Origin of the sequence: Micromonospora sp. NPDC051141 (genome assembly GCF_044455765.1) — a bacterium.
Lineage (GTDB): Bacteria > Actinomycetota > Actinomycetes > Mycobacteriales > Micromonosporaceae > Micromonospora.
In genome coordinates this window covers 481,787-500,762 of sequence record NZ_JBITFD010000004.1, presented here as the reverse complement: position 1 = coordinate 500,762, position 18,976 = coordinate 481,787, and the positions used below count along the sequence as shown (strand labels likewise).

Annotated in this window: 19 protein-coding genes and 1 pseudogene; 13 read left to right on the top strand and 7 right to left on the bottom strand. The window is 72.3% G+C overall.

Going from position 1 to position 18,976, the window contains the following annotated elements; translation table 11 throughout:
- Positions 1-795 (bottom strand): phytanoyl-CoA dioxygenase family protein, encoded by a 795-nt coding sequence (locus tag ACIA6B_RS10695; RefSeq protein WP_396772482.1) that lies wholly within the window; start codon positions 793-795, stop codon positions 1-3.
- A gap of 158 nt (positions 796-953) precedes the next feature.
- The gene (locus ACIA6B_RS10690) at positions 954-2,204 is read right to left on the bottom strand and encodes a glycosyltransferase family 4 protein (protein WP_396772481.1); all 1,251 of its coding nucleotides are present in this window, start codon (positions 2,202-2,204) and stop codon (positions 954-956) included.
- Between the two features lie 24 nt (positions 2,205-2,228).
- On the opposite strand from ACIA6B_RS10690, the gene ACIA6B_RS10685 reads away from it, so the two are divergent.
- The 9 genes from ACIA6B_RS10685 (at position 2,229) to ACIA6B_RS10645 (ending at position 12,122) form a co-directional block, all read left to right on the top strand.
- Positions 2,229-3,089, top strand: a complete 861-nt coding sequence (locus ACIA6B_RS10685; protein ID WP_396772480.1) for an Fpg/Nei family DNA glycosylase — start codon at positions 2,229-2,231, stop codon at positions 3,087-3,089.
- Between the two features lie 280 nt (positions 3,090-3,369).
- Entirely contained in the window at positions 3,370-4,875 is a 1,506-nt protein-coding gene (locus ACIA6B_RS10680; RefSeq protein WP_396772479.1) for a sugar transferase, read from the top strand.
- A 10-nt stretch (positions 4,876-4,885) separates the two neighbouring features.
- Positions 4,886-6,109: a sensor histidine kinase gene (locus ACIA6B_RS10675; RefSeq protein ID WP_396772478.1), complete on the top strand. Its 1,224-nt coding sequence runs from the start codon at positions 4,886-4,888 to the stop codon at positions 6,107-6,109.
- A 31-nt stretch (positions 6,110-6,140) separates the two neighbouring features.
- The gene (locus ACIA6B_RS10670) at positions 6,141-6,905 is read left to right on the top strand and encodes a LytR/AlgR family response regulator transcription factor (RefSeq protein WP_396772477.1); all 765 of its coding nucleotides are present in this window, start codon (positions 6,141-6,143) and stop codon (positions 6,903-6,905) included.
- A gap of 129 nt (positions 6,906-7,034) precedes the next feature.
- Positions 7,035-7,472 carry a hypothetical protein gene (locus ACIA6B_RS10665; protein ID WP_396772476.1) on the top strand — a complete coding sequence of 146 codons (438 nt, stop codon included), beginning with the start codon at positions 7,035-7,037 and terminating at the stop codon, positions 7,470-7,472.
- Positions 7,472-9,112, top strand: a complete 1,641-nt coding sequence (locus tag ACIA6B_RS10660; RefSeq protein ID WP_396772475.1) for a cation acetate symporter — start codon at positions 7,472-7,474, stop codon at positions 9,110-9,112. The genes ACIA6B_RS10665 and ACIA6B_RS10660 overlap by 1 nt, the downstream gene beginning before the upstream one ends.
- A 78-nt stretch (positions 9,113-9,190) precedes the next feature.
- Positions 9,191-9,955 (top strand): ABC transporter ATP-binding protein, encoded by a 765-nt coding sequence (locus ACIA6B_RS10655; RefSeq protein ID WP_107156465.1) that lies wholly within the window; start codon positions 9,191-9,193, stop codon positions 9,953-9,955.
- Complete coding sequence (locus ACIA6B_RS10650; protein WP_396772474.1) at positions 9,940-11,634, top strand: ABC transporter permease; 1,695 nt, start codon at positions 9,940-9,942, stop codon at positions 11,632-11,634. The genes ACIA6B_RS10655 and ACIA6B_RS10650 overlap by 16 nt, the downstream gene beginning before the upstream one ends.
- Positions 11,634-12,122, top strand: coding sequence for a type II toxin-antitoxin system RatA family toxin (locus ACIA6B_RS10645; protein ID WP_396772473.1), 489 nt, complete (start codon positions 11,634-11,636; stop codon positions 12,120-12,122). Before ACIA6B_RS10650 ends, ACIA6B_RS10645 begins: the two co-directional genes overlap by 1 nt.
- Positions 12,123-12,353: 231 nt before the next feature.
- Here ACIA6B_RS10645 and ACIA6B_RS10640 read toward each other — a convergent pair whose 3' ends face one another.
- From ACIA6B_RS10640 to ACIA6B_RS10625, 4 genes and pseudogenes are all read right to left on the bottom strand, one after another.
- On the bottom strand, positions 12,354-12,611 hold the full coding sequence (locus tag ACIA6B_RS10640) for a hypothetical protein (RefSeq protein ID WP_396772472.1): 258 nt from the start codon (positions 12,609-12,611) through the stop codon (positions 12,354-12,356).
- An 18-nt stretch (positions 12,612-12,629) separates the two neighbouring features.
- Entirely contained in the window at positions 12,630-12,818 is a 189-nt protein-coding gene (locus ACIA6B_RS10635) for a DUF397 domain-containing protein (protein ID WP_396772578.1), read from the bottom strand.
- Entirely contained in the window at positions 12,815-13,303 is a 489-nt protein-coding gene (locus ACIA6B_RS10630; RefSeq protein WP_396772577.1) for a DUF5753 domain-containing protein, read from the bottom strand. Before ACIA6B_RS10630 ends, ACIA6B_RS10635 begins: the two co-directional genes overlap by 4 nt.
- Positions 13,304-13,460: 157 nt before the next feature.
- Positions 13,461-13,589 (bottom strand): annotated as a pseudogene (locus ACIA6B_RS10625) (helix-turn-helix domain-containing protein); the annotation flags it as partial.
- Between the two features lie 251 nt (positions 13,590-13,840).
- Between ACIA6B_RS10625 and ACIA6B_RS10620 the strand changes: the two are divergent.
- On the top strand, positions 13,841-14,584 hold the full coding sequence (locus tag ACIA6B_RS10620) for a flavin reductase family protein (RefSeq protein ID WP_396772576.1): 744 nt from the start codon (positions 13,841-13,843) through the stop codon (positions 14,582-14,584).
- 44 nt (positions 14,585-14,628) lie between these two features.
- On the opposite strand, the gene ACIA6B_RS10615 is transcribed toward ACIA6B_RS10620, so the two are convergent.
- Complete coding sequence (locus ACIA6B_RS10615; RefSeq protein WP_396772471.1) at positions 14,629-15,612, bottom strand: hypothetical protein; 984 nt, start codon at positions 15,610-15,612, stop codon at positions 14,629-14,631.
- A gap of 224 nt (positions 15,613-15,836) precedes the next feature.
- Between ACIA6B_RS10615 and ACIA6B_RS10610 the strand changes: the two genes are divergently transcribed.
- From ACIA6B_RS10610 to ACIA6B_RS10600, 3 genes are all read left to right on the top strand, one after another.
- The gene (locus ACIA6B_RS10610; protein ID WP_181570913.1) at positions 15,837-16,205 is read left to right on the top strand and encodes a DUF485 domain-containing protein; all 369 of its coding nucleotides are present in this window, start codon (positions 15,837-15,839) and stop codon (positions 16,203-16,205) included.
- A complete protein-coding gene (locus ACIA6B_RS10605) occupies positions 16,183-17,856 on the top strand; it encodes a cation acetate symporter (protein ID WP_396772470.1) in 1,674 nt (557 codons plus the stop codon). Before ACIA6B_RS10610 ends, ACIA6B_RS10605 begins: the two co-directional genes overlap by 23 nt.
- Positions 17,857-17,937: 81 nt before the next feature.
- Positions 17,938-18,918, top strand: coding sequence for an NAD-dependent epimerase/dehydratase family protein (locus ACIA6B_RS10600; protein WP_396772469.1), 981 nt, complete (start codon positions 17,938-17,940; stop codon positions 18,916-18,918).
- Positions 18,919-18,976: the final 58 nt, after the last annotated feature.

The following is an 18,976-nucleotide window of genomic DNA, read 5'->3' as shown; positions in this document are numbered from 1 at the left end:
TCACCGGTGCGGCTCGGCTACAAGGGTGTCCCGCCCGAGTCCCCGGCGAATCGCGATCTCCACGGCCGAGTACGCGCCGTCGGCCCGTTCCAGTTCGTACGGCGCGGCCGGCATCAGCGGCGGCTGGGCCATGAAGCGCGGTCGCGTCCCGTGGTGCGGTTGGGCCGCGTGCACCAGGAACGGATGGCACAGGAAGACGTCGCCCGGGGACCCGGTGGCCAGGGCGAGTGGCCGGTGGTCGGAGGCCGCCGCCAACTCGGGCGCGAGGTCCAGCCCGCTCGCCCCGTCCTCCCCGTACTTCTCCAGCACCTTCGGCACGTCGAGGTGTGAGCCGACCCGGATCCGGGTCGGGGCGTCCTCCGCACCGACCTCGCTGAACAGGAACAACATCAGCAGCGCCCGGTCCCGGGAGCGGACGTTCGTGAAGTACCAGTTCGCGCCCTCCGGCAGATAGCTGCCCTCGATGTGCCAGCCCGCGTCGTCCGGCTCGTCCTCGTGCGGGAAGCGCAACGGGAACGTGCCGAGCGAGTAACGCGGCTCCCACCGTCCCGCGCCGACGAGCAGGTCGTACGCGTGGTGGAGGAACGGCGAGTTGGGCGCGGCGGCGAACGGCCCCTGCGCCATGCCGGGCACCCAGTGCACCGGCTGCGTCCAGGTGGTCGGGTCGTCCGGGTCGCAGCCCGTCTGCCGCCACAGCAGCCGCGCGCAGTCCGCGGCCACGCGCGGCGCGACGGCCCCCGCCAGCTTCACGAAGCCGTCGCGAAGGAACCGGGATACCAGCGTCTCGTCGTCCATGCCCCCCATCGTGTGGTGGCACCGACCCGGCCCACCCGACACTTCCCGCGCCACGTCGGTCGGGTCGAGCCGGCCCAGCCCCGGTGATCAAGGAGTTGGCGTCGGAAGCCGGCTGATTCCTGACGCAAACTCCTTGATCAACGCGAAAAAGGGGGGGGTTAGGGGAGGGAGGCGTAGACGTCGATCAGGCGCTTGGTGATCACGTCGGGGTGGAAGGTGCGCTCGTAGCGGGTGCGGGCCGTGCCGGCCAGGGCGCGTGCCTCGGCGGTGGCCAACGGAAGCGCGGCGGCGAGCGCGTCGGCCTCGGGGGCCACCACCCAGCCGGCCTCGCCGCGCTGCACCCCGACCGGCAACGGGACGTGCCCCTCGCCGGGCGCGGCGGTCGCCACCTCGGCCGGGCCGGTGCCGGCCGGCTCGCGCGGGGTGTCCGCGCCGACCAGGTACGGGATGCCGCCGAGTGCGGTCCCGAGCACCGGCCGGCCGGCGGCCAGCGCCTCGATGATCACGGTGGGCAGCACGTCGTGCCAGGTCGAGGTGGCCAGCACCACGGCGCTGTCGGCCAGCGCGGCGCGTACCCCCTGGCGGTCGAGCTGGCCCAGGTAGCGCACGTCGGGCCGCTCGGCGGCGGCGGCCTCGGCCAGCGGGCGCAACTCGCCGTCACCGGCGATGCGCAGCGGGCCGAGCGCGCCCACCGGGTGTCGCCGCCACGCCGCGAGCAGCAGGTCCAGGCCCTTCTCCGGGCTGAGCCGGCCCATGAACAGGAAGCCGTCCCCCACCGGCGCCGGCGTGCCCGGGTCGGGCACCGCGTTGGGCTTGACCACGATCCGCTCGTCCGGGATGCCGTAGTCGCGCAGGTGGTCGGCGACCGCCGTGGTCAGCGCGATGAACCGGTCGACCGACCGCCAGGTCGGGCGGTGCACGGCCAGCGTGGTGGCCATCAGCGCGCTCTGCGCCCGGGAGTCGCGGTAGCAGCGGTGCACGATCGCCGGCACGCCCAGCGCGCGACCGCGGCAGTCCTGGCAGATCACGCCGTCGCGGAAGTAGAGACCGGAGGAGCAGACCTGCCGGTAGTTGTGCACCGTCTGCACCACCGGCACGCCGCGCTTGTGCGCGGTCCGCACCACCCAGGGCGAGAGCAGCGGGTACGGGTTGTGCAGGTGCAGCACGTCCGGCCGGTGCTCGACGAGCAGACGGTCCAGGTCGTGCTGGGCCTTCGGGGCCCAGATCGGCGAGATCGGCAGCAGCGCCTTGGCCGGCTTCGACATCGACGGGATCTCGTCGGAACTGCGCTGGAACGGCAGCACCTCCACGCCGGCAGCGGTGAGCTGGGCGATCTCCGCGTCGACGATGGTGTTCTCGCCGGACGGCTGAGCTTCCCGGTACCGGTTGTGCGCCACCACGATTCTCACGGGAAAGAAGGCTACCGTTGTCCCGTGCCTGAACTACCGGAGGTGGAAGCGCTCGCCGGATACCTGCGTGAGCGGGCGGTGGGCCGGCGGGTCGAGCGGTTCGAGGTGGCCTCGATCAACGCGCTGAAGACGTACGATCCGCCGCCCAGCGCGGTTGCTGGTCGGACGGTCACCGGCGCGGGCCGGCACGGGAAGTTCCTGGACGTCCGGTTCGACGAGGATCTGCACCTGCTGGTCCACCTGGCCCGGGCGGGCTGGTTGCACTACCGGGAGGCGTTCCCGTCGGCGACCCCGCTGCGGCCCGGCAAGGGCCCGATCGCGGTGCGGGTACGCCTCGACGACGGCTCCGGCTTCGACCTGACCGAGGCCGGCACCCAGAAGAAGCTGGCCGCCTACCTGGTCACCGACCCGGCCCAGGTGCCGGGCGTGGCGAAGCTGGGGCCGGACGCGCTGGCGGCCGACCTGCCCACGTTCGTCGAGCGGCTGCGCAGCCGCCGGGGGCAGGTCAAGGGCGTGCTGACCGACCAGTCGGTGCTGGCCGGCGTGGGCAACGCGTACTCGGACGAGATCCTGCACGCGGCGCGGCTCTCCCCGTTCGCGATCACCGACCGGCTCACCGACGACCAGCTCGCCGGCCTGCACGCGGCGACCCGGACGGTGCTGGGCGACGCGGTCCGGCGGTCGATGGGCCAGCGGGCGGCGGAGCTGAAGGGGGAGAAGCGCTCGGGCCTCAAGGTGCACGCCCGGAAGGGACTCCCCTGTCCGGTCTGTGGTGACACGGTGCGTGAGGTCTCGTTCGCCGACTCCAGCCTCCAGTACTGCCCCACCTGTCAGACCGGCGGCAAGCCGTTGGCTGACCGAAGGTTGTCACGACTCGTACGGTGAGTAACCACACCCGGTGGTTACTGAGCGGAATCGGCCGGGGATCGCGGAAGGTCCCGGTCGGTGGCTCTACCCGAGCCGTCATCCATCGGTATAGTGGCTCGGTCCCCGGCTTCACAACTGACTCGGAGCCGGCCAGATCGCCACGGTCAACGTGGGAGACTGGAACGGTGAGCGACCCGCGTCCTCACGGCGAGTGAGGTTCGGGTCATGCGGGAGGACATGGGTTGAGGTGACGACAAGCCTCCAGCGCCCGGTAACCGACACAGGCCGGAGCAAGAGCGTGCGGCACGTCGACAGCTTTGAGATCCAGCCGCCGACACCGCCGTCGCACAACGGCGTGCCCCGGTCGGCCTGGGCCCGCGCCCGCCGCCGGGTCTCCCGCTGGCACCGCCCGTACATCGCGATCCTGCTGCTGGCCGACTTCGGCGCGGCGGCCCTGGCCAGCTTCCTGGCCGTGCAGATCTTCGAGCAGGCCGCCTCGGGTTTCCGGGACGCGCCCCAGGCGTGGTTCTACACCGTGGCGTTCCTGCTCCTGCCGCTGGGCTGGCTGCTCATCCTGTGGGGGAACCGGGCGTACGACCGGCGCTACCTGGGCCTGGGCCCGGACGAGTTCAAGCGCGTCATCCGTTCCGGTGTGGCGGTCGCCGCCACGGTCTCCTTCCTGGCGTTCGCGACGAAGACCACCCTGTCCCGCTGGACGGTCGGTTTCGCGCTGCTCGGCGCGCTGCTGCTGATCCTGCTCGTCCGGATGATCGCCCGCGCCGGCCTGCATGGGCTGCGCCGTCGCGTCGGCCAGGCCGGGCATCGGATGGTGCTGGTCGGCACGCTGCCGGAGTGCCTGGAGGTCTACACCACGGTCACCCGCAACCCCGGCGTCGGCCTGGTGCCGGTGGCCATCCACCTCACCGACGGGTACGCCGCCGCCCGGGGCCTGGAGACGCCGGTGCCGGTGTACGCCGGCCGCGACGTGCTGGCCCTGGTGCGGGAGGTCGGCGGGGACACCATCGCGGTCTGCGGCTCCGCCAGCGCCGAGCCGGGTGAACTGCGCCGGCTGGCCTGGCAGTTGGAGGGCTCCGGCGTCGACCTGGTGGTCGCGCCCCAGCTCACCGACATCGCCGGCCCCCGGGTGCACATCCGCCCGATCGAGGGTCTGCCGCTGCTGCACGTCGAGGAGCCGACGCTCTCCGGCCCGGCGCTGCTGCTCAAGAGCCTGATGGACCGGGTCGCGTCCGGGCTGGGCCTGCTGGTGCTCCTCCCGCTCTTCGCCGCGATCGCGCTCGCCATCCGCATCTCCGACCCCGGCCCGGTGTTCTTCCGGCAGCCCCGGGTGGGGCACGAGGGGCGCACGTTCCGGGTGTGGAAGTTCCGCACCATGTACGTGGACGCGGAGGAGCGACTGGCCGGCCTGGTCGACCAGAACGAGACCGACGGCATGCTGTTCAAGATGAAGCAGGATCCTCGGGTCTTCCCGGTGGGCCGCTTCCTGCGGGCCTCGTCGCTTGACGAGCTGCCCCAGTTGATCAACGTGCTCTGGGGCGAGATGTCCCTGGTCGGCCCGCGTCCGCTGCCCGCCGACGACGGCGACTTCCTGGGCGACGTGCGACGCCGGCTGCTGGTCCGGCCGGGCATGACCGGGCTGTGGCAGGTGTCCGGCCGCTCCGACCTGTCCTGGGACGAGGCGGTCCGGCTCGACCTCTACTACGTCGACAACTGGTCGCTGGCGTACGACCTGAGCATCCTGTGGCGGACCGTCGGCGTGGTGCTGGCGCGCAAGGGCGCGTACTAACGTTCCCGGGGTGGGTGGCAACCTCTCGGCCGTCTTCGCCGTCGTCTCGCTGGTCACCGCGTTGGCCGCGGCGCTCTGGGCGGTGCTGCGGTTGCGCGCCCGGCGGGGCATCGCCACCGCGACCCAGCGGGCCACGTACGAGGTGCTGCACACCGCCGGCCTGGCCGCCGAGCCGCTGCGTACCGGCCTGAGCGCGGCGGGCGCGGCGAAGGCCGTACGCCATCTGCGCGCCCTGGTGGGCGCCGCCGGCCTGGCGCTGACCGACCGCGAGATGCTGCTGGCCGTCGACGGGCGCGGCGCGCACCACGGCGACCAACTGGTCGCGGCGGCCCGGCGGGTGGCCGACAGCGGGCGCTCCACCGTGCTGCGCGAGTCGGAGCTGCACTGCGACCTGGTCGACTGCCCGGTACGCGGCGCGGTGGTGGCGCCGCTGAGCGCGGACGGCCGGGTGGTCGGCGCGCTGGTGGCGGTGGCCGACGAGCGGCCGGCGCCGGGCCTGGTGCAGGCCACGCTGGAGACCGCGCACTGGGCCGGCGACCAGCTCGCCCTGGCCGAGCTGGACTCGTCGCGGGAACGGCTGGCCCGGGCCGAGGTACGCGCGCTGCGCGCCCAGATCAGCCCGCACTTCATCTACAACGCGCTCACCGCGATCGGCTCGTTCGTGCGGACCGACCCGGACCGGGCCCGGGAGCTGATCCTGGAGTTCGCCGAGTTCACCAGGTACTCGTTCCGCTCGCACGGCGAGTTCACCACGTTGGCCGAGGAGCTGCGCTCGATCGACCGGTACCTGACCATCGAGCGGGCCCGGTTCGGCGAGCGACTCCAGGTGCGCCTCCAGATCGCCCCGGAGGTGTTGCCGGTGACGCTGCCGTTCCTCTGCCTCCAGCCGCTCGTCGAGAACGCGGTGCGCCACGGGTTGTCCCGCAAGCCGGGCACCGGCATGGTGAGCATCGAGGCCCGGGACGCGGGCGCCGAGTGTCACATCACGGTGGAGGACGACGGAGTGGGGATGGATCCGACCACGCTGACGGCGGGCATCGCCGAGGTGTCCGGTGTCGGCAGCGACCCGGCCGACGACCCGGGGCAGCACGTCGGCCTCTCCAACGTCGACGAGCGACTGCGGTCGGCCTTCGGGGACCGCTTCGGCCTGGTCGTCGAGACCGGCTTGGGCTCGGGTACGAAGGTCAGCATGCGGGTGCCGAAGTTCCACCCCGGCGTCCGGGTCTCGTCGTGAGCGAGCGGAGCGAGCGCACCGGGTCGGCACGGTGACAACGGCCCCGGGCTTCCTGCGGGTGCTGGCCGTGGACGACGAGCCGCCGGCCCTCGACGAGCTGGCCTACCATCTGCGCACCGATCCCCGGGTGGCCCGGCTGCACACCGCCGGCGACGCCACCGAGGCGCTGCGGGTGCTGCGCGACGACGACGTGGACGTGGTGTTCCTCGACATCCGGATGCCGGGGCTGGACGGCATGGAGCTGGCCCGGGTGCTGCGCCGGTTCGCCCGGCCGCCGGCGATCGTCTTCGTCACCGCGTACGACGACGGCGCGGTGGACGCGTTCGACCTGGGCGCCACCGACTACGTGCGCAAGCCGGTCCGGGCCGAGCGGCTGGCCGAGTCGTTGCGCCGGGTGATCGGCTCCCGGGTGGTGCCGTCGCATCCGGCGGCGCTGGCCCGCGCCGAGGAGGACCCGACGATCCCGGTTGAGTTGGCCGGCACCACCCGGATGCTGCCCCGCTCGGCGGTGCGCTGGGTGGAGGCGCAGGGCGACTACGCCCGGCTGCACACCGCGGAGGGGTCGCACCTGGTCCGGGTGTCGCTGGCCACGCTGGCGGAGCGCTGGGCCGACGCGGGGTTCGTCCGCGTCCACCGGTCGTACCTTGTCCAGTTGCGGCTCATCGCCGAGCTGCGGCTGGTCAACTCCGGTTACGTGGTGGTGGTCGACGGGACGGAGCTGCCGGTGAGCCGCCGGCACACCCGGGAGCTGAAGGACAAGCTGGTCCGCGCCGCCAAGCAGGACTGGAACCGCTGACCCTCGTCCACAACGACTCGGCGTTCATCCACCGGGTTGTCCACAGGTGTGCGGTGTTATCCACAGGTTGTGCACAGGGCCGTCCACGCCGCGCTTGACATTCACGCTGAGCGGGCGAGACTGCCGGGGATGACCGCAGCCGAGGACCAGCAGCCGGCGGGGCAGCCCGTCGCGGCGGCCCCGGTCCCCGACCCACGCGTGCCGCAGCGGACCCGGGTCGTGCTGGCCGAGGTCTCCCGGACCGGCAGCCGCGCCGACCGCACCCGCTCCGAGTTGACCCAGCAGACCCGGGTCGGCGAGACGCTGGTGCAGGGCCTGATGCGTGCCCAGCTCTCGCTGGCGTTGCGGCTCAGCCTGCTGGTGGTGATCGGGCTGGGCGGCCTGCCGTGGCTGTTCGCCATCGCGCCGTCGGTCGGGCGGGTCACCGTGCTCGGCGTGAACCTGCCGTGGGTGCTGCTCGGGGTGGCCGCGTTCCCGTTCCTGATCGTGGTCGGCTGGGCGTACGTGCGGCTGGCGGAACGCAACGAGCAGGACTTCGTCGACCTGGTCCAGCGGCCGGAGCGCTGATGGCCAACGGGTACGTGGTCCCCGCGATCGTGGCGGTCACCCTGGTCACCGTCGGCATCGGCTTCTACGGCCTGCGGCTGGCCCGCACCACGTCCGACTTCCTGGTGGCGTCCCGGGCGGTCAGCCCGACCTGGAACGCCGCCGCGATCGGCGGGGAGTATTTGTCGGCGGCCAGCTTCCTGGGCGTGGCCGGGCTGATCCTCAAGTACGGCGTGGACGTGCTCTGGTACCCGGTCGGTTTCGCCGCCGGCTACCTGGCGTTGCTGCTGTTCGTGGCCGCCCCGCTGCGCCGCTCCGGCGCGTTCACGCTGCCGGACTTCTGCGAGGTGCGGCTCGGGTCGCGTCGGCTCCGCACCATCGCCACCGTCTTCGTGATCTTCATCGGTTGGCTCTACCTGGTGCCGCAGTTGCAGGGCGCCGGGCTGACGCTTGCCACGCTGACCGGTTCGCCGTACCCGCTCGGGGCGCTGCTGGTAGCCGTGGTGGTGACCGCGAACGTGGCGCTGGGCGGCATGCGGGCGATCACGTTCGTGCAGGCCTTTCAGTACTGGCTCAAGTTGACCGCGCTCGCCGTACCGGCGATCTTCCTGGCGTTGCAGTGGCAGGCCGACGCCCGCCCGGCGGTGACGCCACCCGACGGGCCGGCGTTCCGGACCGCGACCACCGTGGTGGTCGAGCACCGCGCGACGCTCACCCTGCCCGACGGCGACGTGCGGGAGGTACGCCCCGGCGACCGCCTCGACTTCGCCGCCGGTGACCCGGTGCCGGAGGTGTCCGGCGCGGCGACCGCCGCCACCGACTGGCTGCTGCCGGACACCGCCGGCGACGACGACCGCAGCCTGTTCGCGACGTACTCGCTGATCCTGGCCACGTTCCTGGGCACCATGGGGCTGCCGCACGTGCTGGTGCGCTTCTACACCAACCCGGACGGCGCCGCCGCCCGGCGCACCACACTCGTGGTGCTGGCCCTGGTCGGCGTCTTCTACCTGCTGCCCACGATCTACGGCGTGCTGGGCCGGATCTACACGCCGCAACTGCTGGTCAGCGGCCAGACCGACGCGGTGGTGGTGCTTTTGCCCGGCGCGGCGCTCGGCGACGGCGTCACCGGCCGGCTGCTCGCCGCGCTGGTCGCCGCCGGCGCGTTCGCGGCGTTCCTCTCCACCTCGTCCGGGTTGCTCACCAGCGTGGCCGGGGTGATCTCCACGGATGTGCTGGGCCGCGGCTCGGTACGCGGTTTCCGGCTCGCCACGGTGATCGCCGGCGCGGTGCCGGCGGTGCTCGCGTTGAACGTCTCCGGGCTGGACGTCTCGCAGGTGGTGGGGCTGGCGTTCGCGGTCGCCGCGTCGAGCTTCTGCCCGCTGCTGGTGCTCGGCATCTGGTGGCGCGGCCTGACCGACCTGGGCGCCGCCGCCGGGGTGCTGGTGGGCGGCGGCGCGGCGATCGGCGCGGTGCTGCTCACCGTGCTGGGCCCGCCGCTGACCGGCTGGCCGGCGACGCTCACCACCCAGCCGGCGGCGTGGACGGTGCCGCTGGCGTTCACGGTGATGGTGGTGGTCTCCATGGCCAGCCGACGACGCCTGCCCCGCGACGTCGGCACCACCATGCTCCGCCTGCACACGCCGGAGTCGCTGCGCCTGTAGGCGCGTACCTCTCAGGTATGACGGAAGATCGTCCTTCGGCCCGAGCGGGCGCTGGCCGAGGCGGGCTACCGTCGGACCATGACCGATCAGCACCCGGCCCTGCACCTCCGTGGCCTGGCCAAGCGCTTCGACACGAAGGTCGCGGTGGCCGGAGTCGACCTGGCCGTGCCGACCGGCTCGTTCTACGGCCTGCTCGGCCCGAACGGGGCCGGCAAGACCACCACCCTCTCCATGGCCGTCGGCCTGCTGCGGCCCGACGCCGGCGAGGCCCGGGTCCTCGGGTACGACGTCTGGGCCGACCCGGTCCGCGCGAAGAGCCTGCTCGGCGTGATGCCGGACGGCGTACGCCTCTTCGACCGGCTGAGCGGGGCGGAGCTGCTGGCGTACCACGGTCTGCTGCGCGGCATGGACCCGGCGGTGGTCGACCAGCGGGCGGCGGAGCTGCTCGACGTGCTGGCGCTCGGCGACGCCGGCCGCACGCTGGTGGTCGACTACTCGGCCGGCATGAAGAAGAAGATCGGCCTGGCCTGCGCGCTGCTGCACGGCCCGCGCCTGCTGGTCCTCGACGAGCCGTTCGAGGCGGTCGACCCGGTCTCGGCGGCGCTGATCCGGGACATCCTGCACCGGTACGTGACAGGTGGCGGCACGGTGGTCTTCTCCAGCCACGTGATGGAGGTGGTCGAGCGGCTCTGCTCGCACGTGGCGATCCTGGCCGACGGCACGATCAAGCGGGTCGGCACGCTGACCGAGGTGCGCGGCGACCGGTCGCTGGAGGACGTCTTCGTCGAGGTCGTCGGCGGCCGGACCGCGACCGGCGAGGAGCTGTCGTGGCTGTCCCGGTGACCGCCGTCGAGCCCCCGGCGCGGGCCGTCTCGCCCCGGCACTTCGTCCGGCTGAAGCTGCGGGTGCTCGGCAACAACTTCCGTGGCCAGGCGTGGCGGATCGCGCTGTTCGTGCTGGGTGTGCTGTTCGCGCTCTGGTTCGCCGCGACCGGGTTCTTCCTGCTGGCCGCGCCCGGCATGGCCGACGAACCCCGGTACGCGTTGCTGGCCGCCGCGTTCGGCGGCGGCGTGCTGACGCTCGGCTGGCTGCTGCTGCCGCTGGTCTTCTTCGGCGTGGACGAGACGCTGGACCCGGCCCGGTTCGCGCTGCTGCCGCTCTCCCGCCGGACCCTGGTCACCGGCCTGCTCGCCGCCGCGCTGGTCAGCGTGCCGGCGCTGGCCACCCTGATCACGGTGGCCGGGCTGGTGATCACCGCGGGCGCGCTGGGCGGCTGGTCGGCCGCGCTGGTGGAGGCCGTCGGCGTGGTCACCGGGCTGCTGGTCTGCGTGGCCGGGGCCCGCGCGCTGACCAGCGCGTTCGCCACCATGCTGCGGTCCCGCCGGGTCCGGGACCTGGCCGCCGTGCTGCTCGCGGTGCTGGCCGCGCTGCTCGGGCCGTTGCAGTTGCTGGTGATGGCCGCGGTGCGCAGCGCCGACTGGGACCGGCTGACCGGGGTGGCCCGGGTGGTCGGCTGGACGCCGTTCGGCGCGCCCTGGACGGCCGGCATCGACGTGGCCGAGGGCCGGGCCTGGGCGGCTGTGGTGAAGCTGCTGATCGCCGCCGCGACGGTCGGCGTACTCCTGCTCTGGTGGTCGCGGTCGTTGGAGTCGGCGATGGTCGGCGCGGCGAGCGCCGGGCCGGCGCGGGCCCCGCGCAGCGTGGTCGGCGGCGCGGTCGCGCAGCTCTTCCCGCGCGCCGTCGGCTGGGCCCGGCGGGACCGGTTCGGCGCACTGGTGGCCCGCGAGTGCCGCTACTGGTGGCGGGACGCCCGACGGCGGGCCAACCTGATCACGATCGCCGTGGTGGGCGTGTTCGTGCCGGTGATGGTCAACCTGGGTGGCGCGTCGCTCGCGGTCGAGGGCGGGGCCGCGTTCGGCGAGGCCAGCGCCAACTCCTCCCCGGTGCTGGTCAGCATCTCCATGGTCTTCGTCGGGGTGCTCGCCTCGGTGACGCTGGCCAACCAGTTCGGTTTCGACGGCAGCGCGTACGCGGCGAACGTGGTCGCCGGCGTGCCGGGGCGGGTGGAGCTGCGCGCCCGGATGGCGGCGTTCTCGCTCTACGTGGTGCCGATCCTGCTGGTGGTCGCGGTGGTGCTGGGCGTCGTGCTCGGGCGGCCGGAATGGCTGGGGGTGATGGCCGGCGGGTTGTTCGCCGCGTACGGCTGCGGGCTGGCGATCAACGGGTTCATCTCGGTGCTCGGCGCGTACTCGCTGCCGGAGACCAGCAACCCGTTCGCCATGAACACCGGCGCGGGCATCGCGAAGAGCCTGTTCACGCTGCTGTCCATGGTGTCCTCGGCGGCGGCGGCGATCCCGTTCGTGGTGGCCGCCGGGCTGCTCGGCGACGTCTGGCTCTGGCTGGCGCTGCCGGCCGGCCTGGCGTACGGGGCGGGCGCGGCGCTGCTCGGCGCGTACCTGGCCGGGGACGCGTTGGACCGTCGGCAGCCGGAGCTGCTGGCCTCGGTAACGCCGAGGCGCTGATGCCGGTCGTCGAGGCGGTCGTCACCGTGCCGATCCCGCCGGAGCTGGCGTTCGCGGTCTCCCAGACCGTCGCCCCGGTGCGTTACCGGTGGGACCCGTTCGTCCGCGAGCAGCACTTCGTCGACGGCGCGACCCGCCCCGGCCGGGGCGTGCGCACGTTCACCCGCTCCCGGCACGGGTTGGCCATGGTCAGCGAGTACGTCTCCTGGGCGCCGCCGACCAACGTGGGCATGAAAATGGTCAGTGGCCCGTGGTTCTTCGAACGCTTCGGCGGCGGCTGGCGCTTCGCACCCGGCCCGGAGCCGGGCACCACGGTCGCCACCTGGCGGTACAACTTCCGGTGCCGGCCGGCGTTCCTGCGTCCGGTGGCCGAGCGGATCGGCGGGTGGCTGCTCGGCCGGGACATCCGCCGCCGGATCGCCGGGTACGCGGCCGGCTGCGCCGACCCCGAGGTGCTGGCCGCCGCCCGCCGCACGTTGCCGTCCTAGGCTCGGCGCTCGGCGCTCGGCGCTCGGCGCTCGGCGCTCGGCTCCCGGCTCACGGCTCCCGGCTCCCGGCTCCCGGCTCCCGGCTCCCGGCTCCCGGCTCCCGGCTCCCGGCTCCCGGCGGCAATCTACTTTTTGGCGCTATGACCGTGTGTCATAAATATGACCGTGTGTCATGACGGAAAAAGCCGGCGATTGTTCCGGCCGTGGAGGGGGCGTCGCCGGAGGGAGGCGCTACATGGTGCGGCGCATCGCGGCGTAGACGTGGTGACCGTCGCCGACGCTGAGCACGTTGACCAGCTCCCAGCCGTAGTTCGACAGGTGCTCGACCGCCTCCATCAGCGGCGGGAAGCCGCTGCTGCCCCACTTGTGCCGGGCGATGATCATCAGGTGCCGGTGCGGGTAGGCGCGCAGGTCGACCTGACCGCCGACGATGGCCTCGGCGGTGATGACGCGGTCCTGGGCGAGCTTCTGCGGAGGAACGAGAGCCATGCCCGGAGGGTAGGCGGATCAGTCGAGCGGCGCGCGGTGGAGGTCGGCCAGCAGGGACCGCCAGGCGTCCGGTGTGAAGGTGAGAGCCGGGCCGCACGGGTCCTTGCTGTCCCGGACCAGCACCACACCGGGCAGATTGCCCGCCACCTCGACACAGTTGCCGGCGTTGTCGGATCGCGACGATTTCTGCCATGCGGGCTGGTTCACGGCGTCACCTTCAACTTGTGGACGAGATCGAGCGAGGCACGTTCCGACGGTGCCTCCCCGAGCAGGATCTCCCACTTGCGCAGCATGAGGCGAATCCACTCCGGATGGTCGGCGATCTGCCCTCGGGCCGGGTTGTCGAGGCAGAGCATGTGCTCGCCGCCCGGCAGTTCGGCGATGGCGAAGCCACCGCCGAGTGAGAGATGCGCACCGATGTCGAGGGGCAGGACGTGCAGGCGGACCCGTGGATGTTCTGCCGCTTCGAGCAGCCGGCCGAACTGGCCGTCCATGACCGCCGGCCCACCGATGGACCGCCGCAACGCGCTCTCGTCGACGATGAAGACGCAGTCCGGCGCATCCGACTTCGCGAGCACCCGCTGGCGAGCCATACGCAGCGCCAGCAGCTCGTCCACCCGGTCCTTCCCGTACAGGCGGCCGGCCTCGAAGATGGCTCGTGCGTATTCCTCGGTCTGTAGGAGGCCGGGAATCGCGCACGGCTCGAAGTTGCGAAGCAGGACCGCCTGATCTTCGTAGCCCTGCCAGGGCAGGAACCACGATACCGTCGTACTCCCTCAGCAGGCTTGCCAGGAGGCCGCCGGTGCCGAGCGCCTGGTCGGCGGCGATGGCGAACTCCATCGTCGGTCGGCGGCGGCCGGTCTCGATGGCGGCCACGGTCGACGGGCTCCATCTGATGGTGGCCGCCAGCGCCTCCTGCGAGACGTCCGCTCCGGCGCGGGCGGCCTTCAGCGCCCGGATCCACACCTCGATGTCCATCCTCACCCCGTCGGTAAGTACGCGACTTCGCTCCGTAGTAACCCCTGGCATCCTGCCCTGCCGGCCGTCACACGTCCAGGGTGGAGGCACGCGGCCCGGCCGGTGGAGGCCGCGACCCGGCGGCCGGTCCTGCGGCGGGTCGCCCCGGCCATCCCCGGTCGGGGCGACCCCATCTCAGGGAGGCGCATATGCGCAACGAACGGGTACCTCGTCACCGTTCCCCGGTCGGGACCGGGCCGGCGCACGTGCCGATGCGTCCGGTGTGGCGGTGCCGGGCGTGCGGGGCGCCCTGGCCGTGCCAGCCGGCCCGGCTCGGGCTGCTGCGTGAGTTCCGGGGCGACCGGACGGCGCTGTTGTTCCATCTCGGCGGGCTGCTCGCCGAGGCGAACGCGCACCTCAGCGACGCCACGGACCTGCACCGGCGCTTCCTCGGCTGGGCGCGGGCCCGGGGCGGCACAATGTTTCACGTGAATCATGAGCAGCCGGGTGCCGAGATCCACCACACCGATCCGTTCGCCGTGCCGGCCGGGCAGCGCTCGCCGGTACGCCGGCTGCGTGGCCGGCTGGCCGCCCCGGTGACGCTCTGGACCGCGCCCGGCCCGGCCGGGCTCACCGTCTCCTCCACGCTGGTCGCGGAAGGGGAGCCGGACCGGCTGCTCGGCCTGGTCGACGCGGAGTCGGAGCTGTGGGCGGCGGTCGAGGACGCCGGGCGGTTCGCGGTCGCGCCGCTGAGCCCGCGCCACCGGCAGCTCGCGGACCGCTTCGCCGGCCTCTTCCCGTCGCCCGGCGGCCTGTTCGCGCTGGACGCCTGGACCGAGACGCCGTACGGGCCGGTGCCGGCGGATGCCGGTGGCTGGGCCGGCTGCCGGCTCGACGCCGCCCGCGAGTACGGCTGGGGTCTGCTGGTCGAGGCCACCATCGAGGCGGTCGACCTCCCCGGCGAGAGCACCCCGCTGCTGCACTATCGGGGGCGCTACCGGGAGCTGACCGACTAGGTCGGGAACCTCCGGCACGAGCGGCCCGGAGGTTCCCGACCCGGCTACTTGGCGAGCCCGCCACCGCGCTGCTGGCCGGTGGACGGGCCGGACGCGCCACCGCTCGGCGGACGGACGCTCGGGGGACCGGTCCGGCCCGCGTCACCGGTGGAGGTCATCCGGGCGATCGCGGCCCTGTCCCCGTTCTGGACCTGCGCGATCCGTTCCGTCGGGCTCTCGCTGCCCCGCAGGTAGGCACGCTGGACGTCCTGGCTCGTGTACCCACCGTCGCGTACCGCGTCGCGGACCGTCCGGGTCTCCTCCGGATAGGTGAAGCCGCGCTGCCCCGGCGGGCCCGCCGTCCGGAAGTCCAGCCCGGCCGCGGACTGCGTCATGTATTCCGTCATCCCCTCCACGGTGGAGTCGGTGAGACGACTGCCCGGCGCCTGGAGGCTGGGGTGCTCGATGCGGTGGAAGTTCTCGTGGGCCTGCGCGAACACGGTGTGGTTGTTCGGGTTGAGGTAGGTGTCGCGTTCCCCGATCGGCCCCCGGGTGGTGATGCCCTCCACGTGCGCGGCGCGCCCGAACGCCTGCCCGGGCGCGCCGGCGTCGTTGGCCGCCACCTGCGACACGAACTCGCTGTAGCCGGGGTGGTGCACCCGGCTGTCGTCCGCGAGCACCGAACGGTGCTCGTCGGTGTACATGTCGCTGCCGGTCAGATAGTTGCCGACGATGTTCCGGGCGCGGTCGTTGTTCTGCTCCGGGGTGGGGCGCACCACCTGATCCGGTTCCGGGGAGGGGGTCGAGTCGGTCGGCTGCCGGCCGACGTACCTGACCTCGCCGGTCGCCGCGTTGCTGATCTGGATGTCCGTGCGCTCGGGGTGACTCGCCCGGACCGCCTCCTCGATCCGCGTACGCCAGGCGTCGTCCACCGCGAACGGCACCAGCACGGTCGTCCGGCTGGCGTTCTGGCCGCTGTGCACGTAGTCGACCTGGATGCTGCTGTCGTCGCCATAGGGCAGGTAGAGGTGCCCTCTCGTCGCTGGCATGGCACTCCTTCCGAAGGTGCCCCCCACGACGGGCCGGGCGCCGTCCGGGTTCACGGTCGACCCGGATCCGACCGGTTAGCGGAGTGATCTGGGTCACTGGGCGCAGCGGGGGCACCGTTCGGCGCAGCCCTCGCCCGGGGCCAGGCTGAGCCTTCCGCGCCGGGAGGCGCGCTCTCTAGCGTGCCCGGAAAATCCCCCACGCCTGCGAAGGTGGTGATCCACAGATGTCCACGGACACACCCGCGTCCGCACCCTCCGAGTCGACGGCGGAACGGTACCTAGCCGTCCAGCGGTCGGACGAGTTCGCCGGGTTGCGGCGCGCGCTGCGCGGCTTCGTCTTCCCGATGACCGTCGCGTTCTTCCTGTGGTACGCGCTCTACGTCATCCTCTCCGCGTACGCGCGGGGATTCATGGGCACGAAGCTGGTCGGCAACATCAACGTCGCCCTGGTCTTCGGCCTGCTCCAGTTCGTCTCCACGTTCGTCATCGCCTGGCTCTACTCGCGGTTCGCCAACCGGCGGATCGACCCGGTCGCCGACCGGATCCGCGCCGAGATGGGGGAGGTGCACCATGAACACGGTCCTCGCGGCTGAGGCGGGCGGCACCACCGCCCGGAACCTCACCATCACGCTGTTCCTGATCTTCGTGGCGATCACGCTGGCGATCACGGTCTGGGCCAGCCGGCAGACCAAGACCGCCACCGACTTCTACGCCGGTGGGCGCTCCTTCTCCGGCTTCCAGAACGGCATGGCGATCGGCGGCGACTACATGTCCGCCGCGTCCTTCCTGGGCATCGCCGGCATCATCGCGCTCTACGGCTACGACGGCTTCCTGTACTCGATCGGCTTCCTGGTCGCCTGGCTGGTGGCGCTGCTGCTCGTCGCCGAACTGCTGCGCAACTCCGGCCGGTACACGATGGCGGACGTGCTGGCGTTCCGGATGCGGCAACGGCCGGTCCGGACCGCGGCGGCGGTCTCCACCATCACCGTGTCGATCTTCTATCTGCTGGCCCAGATGGTCGGCGCCGGCGCGCTGGTGGCGCTGCTGCTCGGCATCAAGCCGGGCACCACCTTCCTCGGCATGGACGCGGACACCGCCAAGGTGGCCACCATCGTGCTGGTCGGCGCGCTGATGATCATCTACGTCACGGTCGGCGGCATGAAGGGCACCACGTACGTCCAGATCGTCAAGGCGTTCCTGCTGATGACCGGCGCGCTGGTGATGACGCTGCTGGTGCTCGCGAAGTACAAGTTCAACCTGTCCTCGCTGCTCGGTGACGCGGCCGACGCCTCCGGCAAGGGCGCGGCGTTCCTGGAACCCGGGCTGAGGTACGGCGTGGAGACGCCCGGTGACGCGTTGAAGACGTTCTACAGCAAGATGGACCTGCTCTCGCTGGGCATCGCGCTGGTGCTCGGCACGGCCGGCCTGCCGCACATCCTGATCCGCTTCTACACCGTGCCGACCGCGCGGGCGGCCCGCAAGAGCGTGCTCTGGGCGATCGGCATCATCGGCGCGTTCTACCTGCTCACCCTGGCGCTCGGCTTCGGCGCGGCGGCGATCGTCGGCGGGCAGGCGATCACCGCGCAGGACAAGGCCGGCAACACGGCCGCACCGCAGCTCGCCGAGGCGCTCGGCGCGGACTTCTTCGGCGGGAACCTGGGCGGCGCGACCCTGCTGGCGATCATCGCGGCGGTCGCGTTCGCCACCATCCTCGCGGTGGTGGCCGGGCTGACGCTGGCGTCGTCGTCCAGCCTGGCGCACGACTTCTACGCCAACGTCATCAAGAGGGGGCAGACGTCGGAGCGGCAGGAGGTGAACGTCGCCCGGATCTCCGCGCTGGTGATCGGCGCGGTCTCGATCGTACTGTCGATCTTCGCGCAGAACCTCAACGTGGCGTTCCTGGTCGCGTTGGCGTTCGCGGTGGCCGCCTCCGGCAACCTGCCGGCGATCCTCTACAGCCTGTTCTGGAAGCGGTTCAACACCTCGGGCGCGGTGTGGTCGATCTACGGCGGCCTGCTCGCCGCCGTGCTGCTGGTCTTCTTCTCCCCGGTCGTCTCCGGCGCGCCGACGGCGATGTTCCCCGACCACGACTGGCACTGGTTCCCGCTGTCGAACCCGGGCATCCTCTCCATCCCGTTCGGCTTCCTGTGCGGCTGGCTCGGCACGGTCCTGTCCAAGGAGCGCGACGACGACAAGTACGCGGAGCTGGAGGTGCGCTCGCTCACCGGGGCGGGCGCGCACTGACGGGTAGTTGTTGAGCGGGGCCCCCGCCTCTACCGGAGGCGTTGAGCGGGGGCCCCGCCTTACCTGTATAGGGTGCTGAGCATGAAGGTCGCTAATCGGTTCGGTGCCGGACACCGCATTCTCGTCACCGGCGGCGCCGGCTTCGTCCCGTCCCACCTGGTCGACCGGCTCGTCGAGCGCGGTTGCACGGTGGTGGTGCTTGACAACTTCGTCACCGGCTCCAAGGACAACGTGTCCCACCTGCTGGATAAGCCGACGTTCACGCTTGTCGAGGCGGACATCTCCGACGGCCTGCCGACCGACCACCCGGCGATGACCGAGCGGTTCGACGCGATCCTGCACATGGCGTCCCCGGCCAGCCCGACCGACTTCGAGAAGCTTCCGGTGGAGATCCTCCGGGTGGGCTCGGTCGCCACGCTGGCGCTGCTGGAGCGCGCCACCGCCGACGGCGCGCGCTTCCTGATGGCCTCCACCTCCGAGGCGTACGGGGACCCGAAGGAGCACCCGCAGCGCGAGACGTACTGGGGCAACGTCAACCCGATCGGCATCCGGAGCGTCTACGACGAGGCGAAGCGCTTCTCCGAGGCGGCCACCATGGCGTACCACCGCAGCCGGGGCACGGACACCGCGATCGTCCGGATCTTCAACACGTACGGCCCGCGGATGCGGCCGGACGACGGCCGGGCCATCCCGACGTTCATCTCCCAGGCGCTGCGCGGCGAGCCGATCACGGTGCACGGGACCGGCAACCAGACGCGCTCGATCTGCTACGTCGACGATCTGGTGCGGGGCATCCTGCTGCTGCTCGACTCGACGCAGACCGGCCCGATCAACTGCGGCACCGAGCACGAGATGTCGATGCGGCAACTGGCTGAGACGATCGTGTCACTCACCGGCAGCACCTCCGAGGTGAGCTACATCACGCGCGCCTCGGACGACCCGGAGATGCGCCGCCCGGACCTGACGCTCGCCCGCGAGCTGCTCGGATACGAGCCGAGCGTGACGCCCGAAGACGGCCTCGGACGCACCATCGCGTACTTCCGCGGGCGGCTAGGGTACTGAGCCCGGCTGTCCGCCGGCTGAGCGCCACGCGCGCCTGACGGCGGTGGTGGAACGACCG

Coding starts and splice junctions, on each gene's coding strand:
- ACIA6B_RS10695 (WP_396772482.1), bottom strand. CDS start 795: ATGGACGACGAGACGCTGGTATCCCGGTTCCTTCGCGACGGCTTCGTG.
- ACIA6B_RS10665 (WP_396772476.1), top strand. CDS start 7,035: ATGACCGCAGCCGAGGACCAGCAGCCGGCGGGGCAGCCCGTCGCGGCG.
- ACIA6B_RS10660 (WP_396772475.1), top strand. CDS start 7,472: ATGGCCAACGGGTACGTGGTCCCCGCGATCGTGGCGGTCACCCTGGTC.
- ACIA6B_RS10655 (WP_107156465.1), top strand. CDS start 9,191: ATGACCGATCAGCACCCGGCCCTGCACCTCCGTGGCCTGGCCAAGCGC.
- ACIA6B_RS10645 (WP_396772473.1), top strand. CDS start 11,634: ATGCCGGTCGTCGAGGCGGTCGTCACCGTGCCGATCCCGCCGGAGCTG.
- ACIA6B_RS10640 (WP_396772472.1), bottom strand. CDS start 12,611: ATGGCTCTCGTTCCTCCGCAGAAGCTCGCCCAGGACCGCGTCATCACC.
- ACIA6B_RS10620 (WP_396772576.1), top strand. CDS start 13,841: ATGCGTCCGGTGTGGCGGTGCCGGGCGTGCGGGGCGCCCTGGCCGTGC.
- ACIA6B_RS10615 (WP_396772471.1), bottom strand. CDS start 15,612: ATGCCAGCGACGAGAGGGCACCTCTACCTGCCCTATGGCGACGACAGC.
- ACIA6B_RS10610 (WP_181570913.1), top strand. CDS start 15,837: ATGTCCACGGACACACCCGCGTCCGCACCCTCCGAGTCGACGGCGGAA.
- ACIA6B_RS10605 (WP_396772470.1), top strand. CDS start 16,183: ATGAACACGGTCCTCGCGGCTGAGGCGGGCGGCACCACCGCCCGGAAC.
- ACIA6B_RS10600 (WP_396772469.1), top strand. CDS start 17,938: ATGAAGGTCGCTAATCGGTTCGGTGCCGGACACCGCATTCTCGTCACC.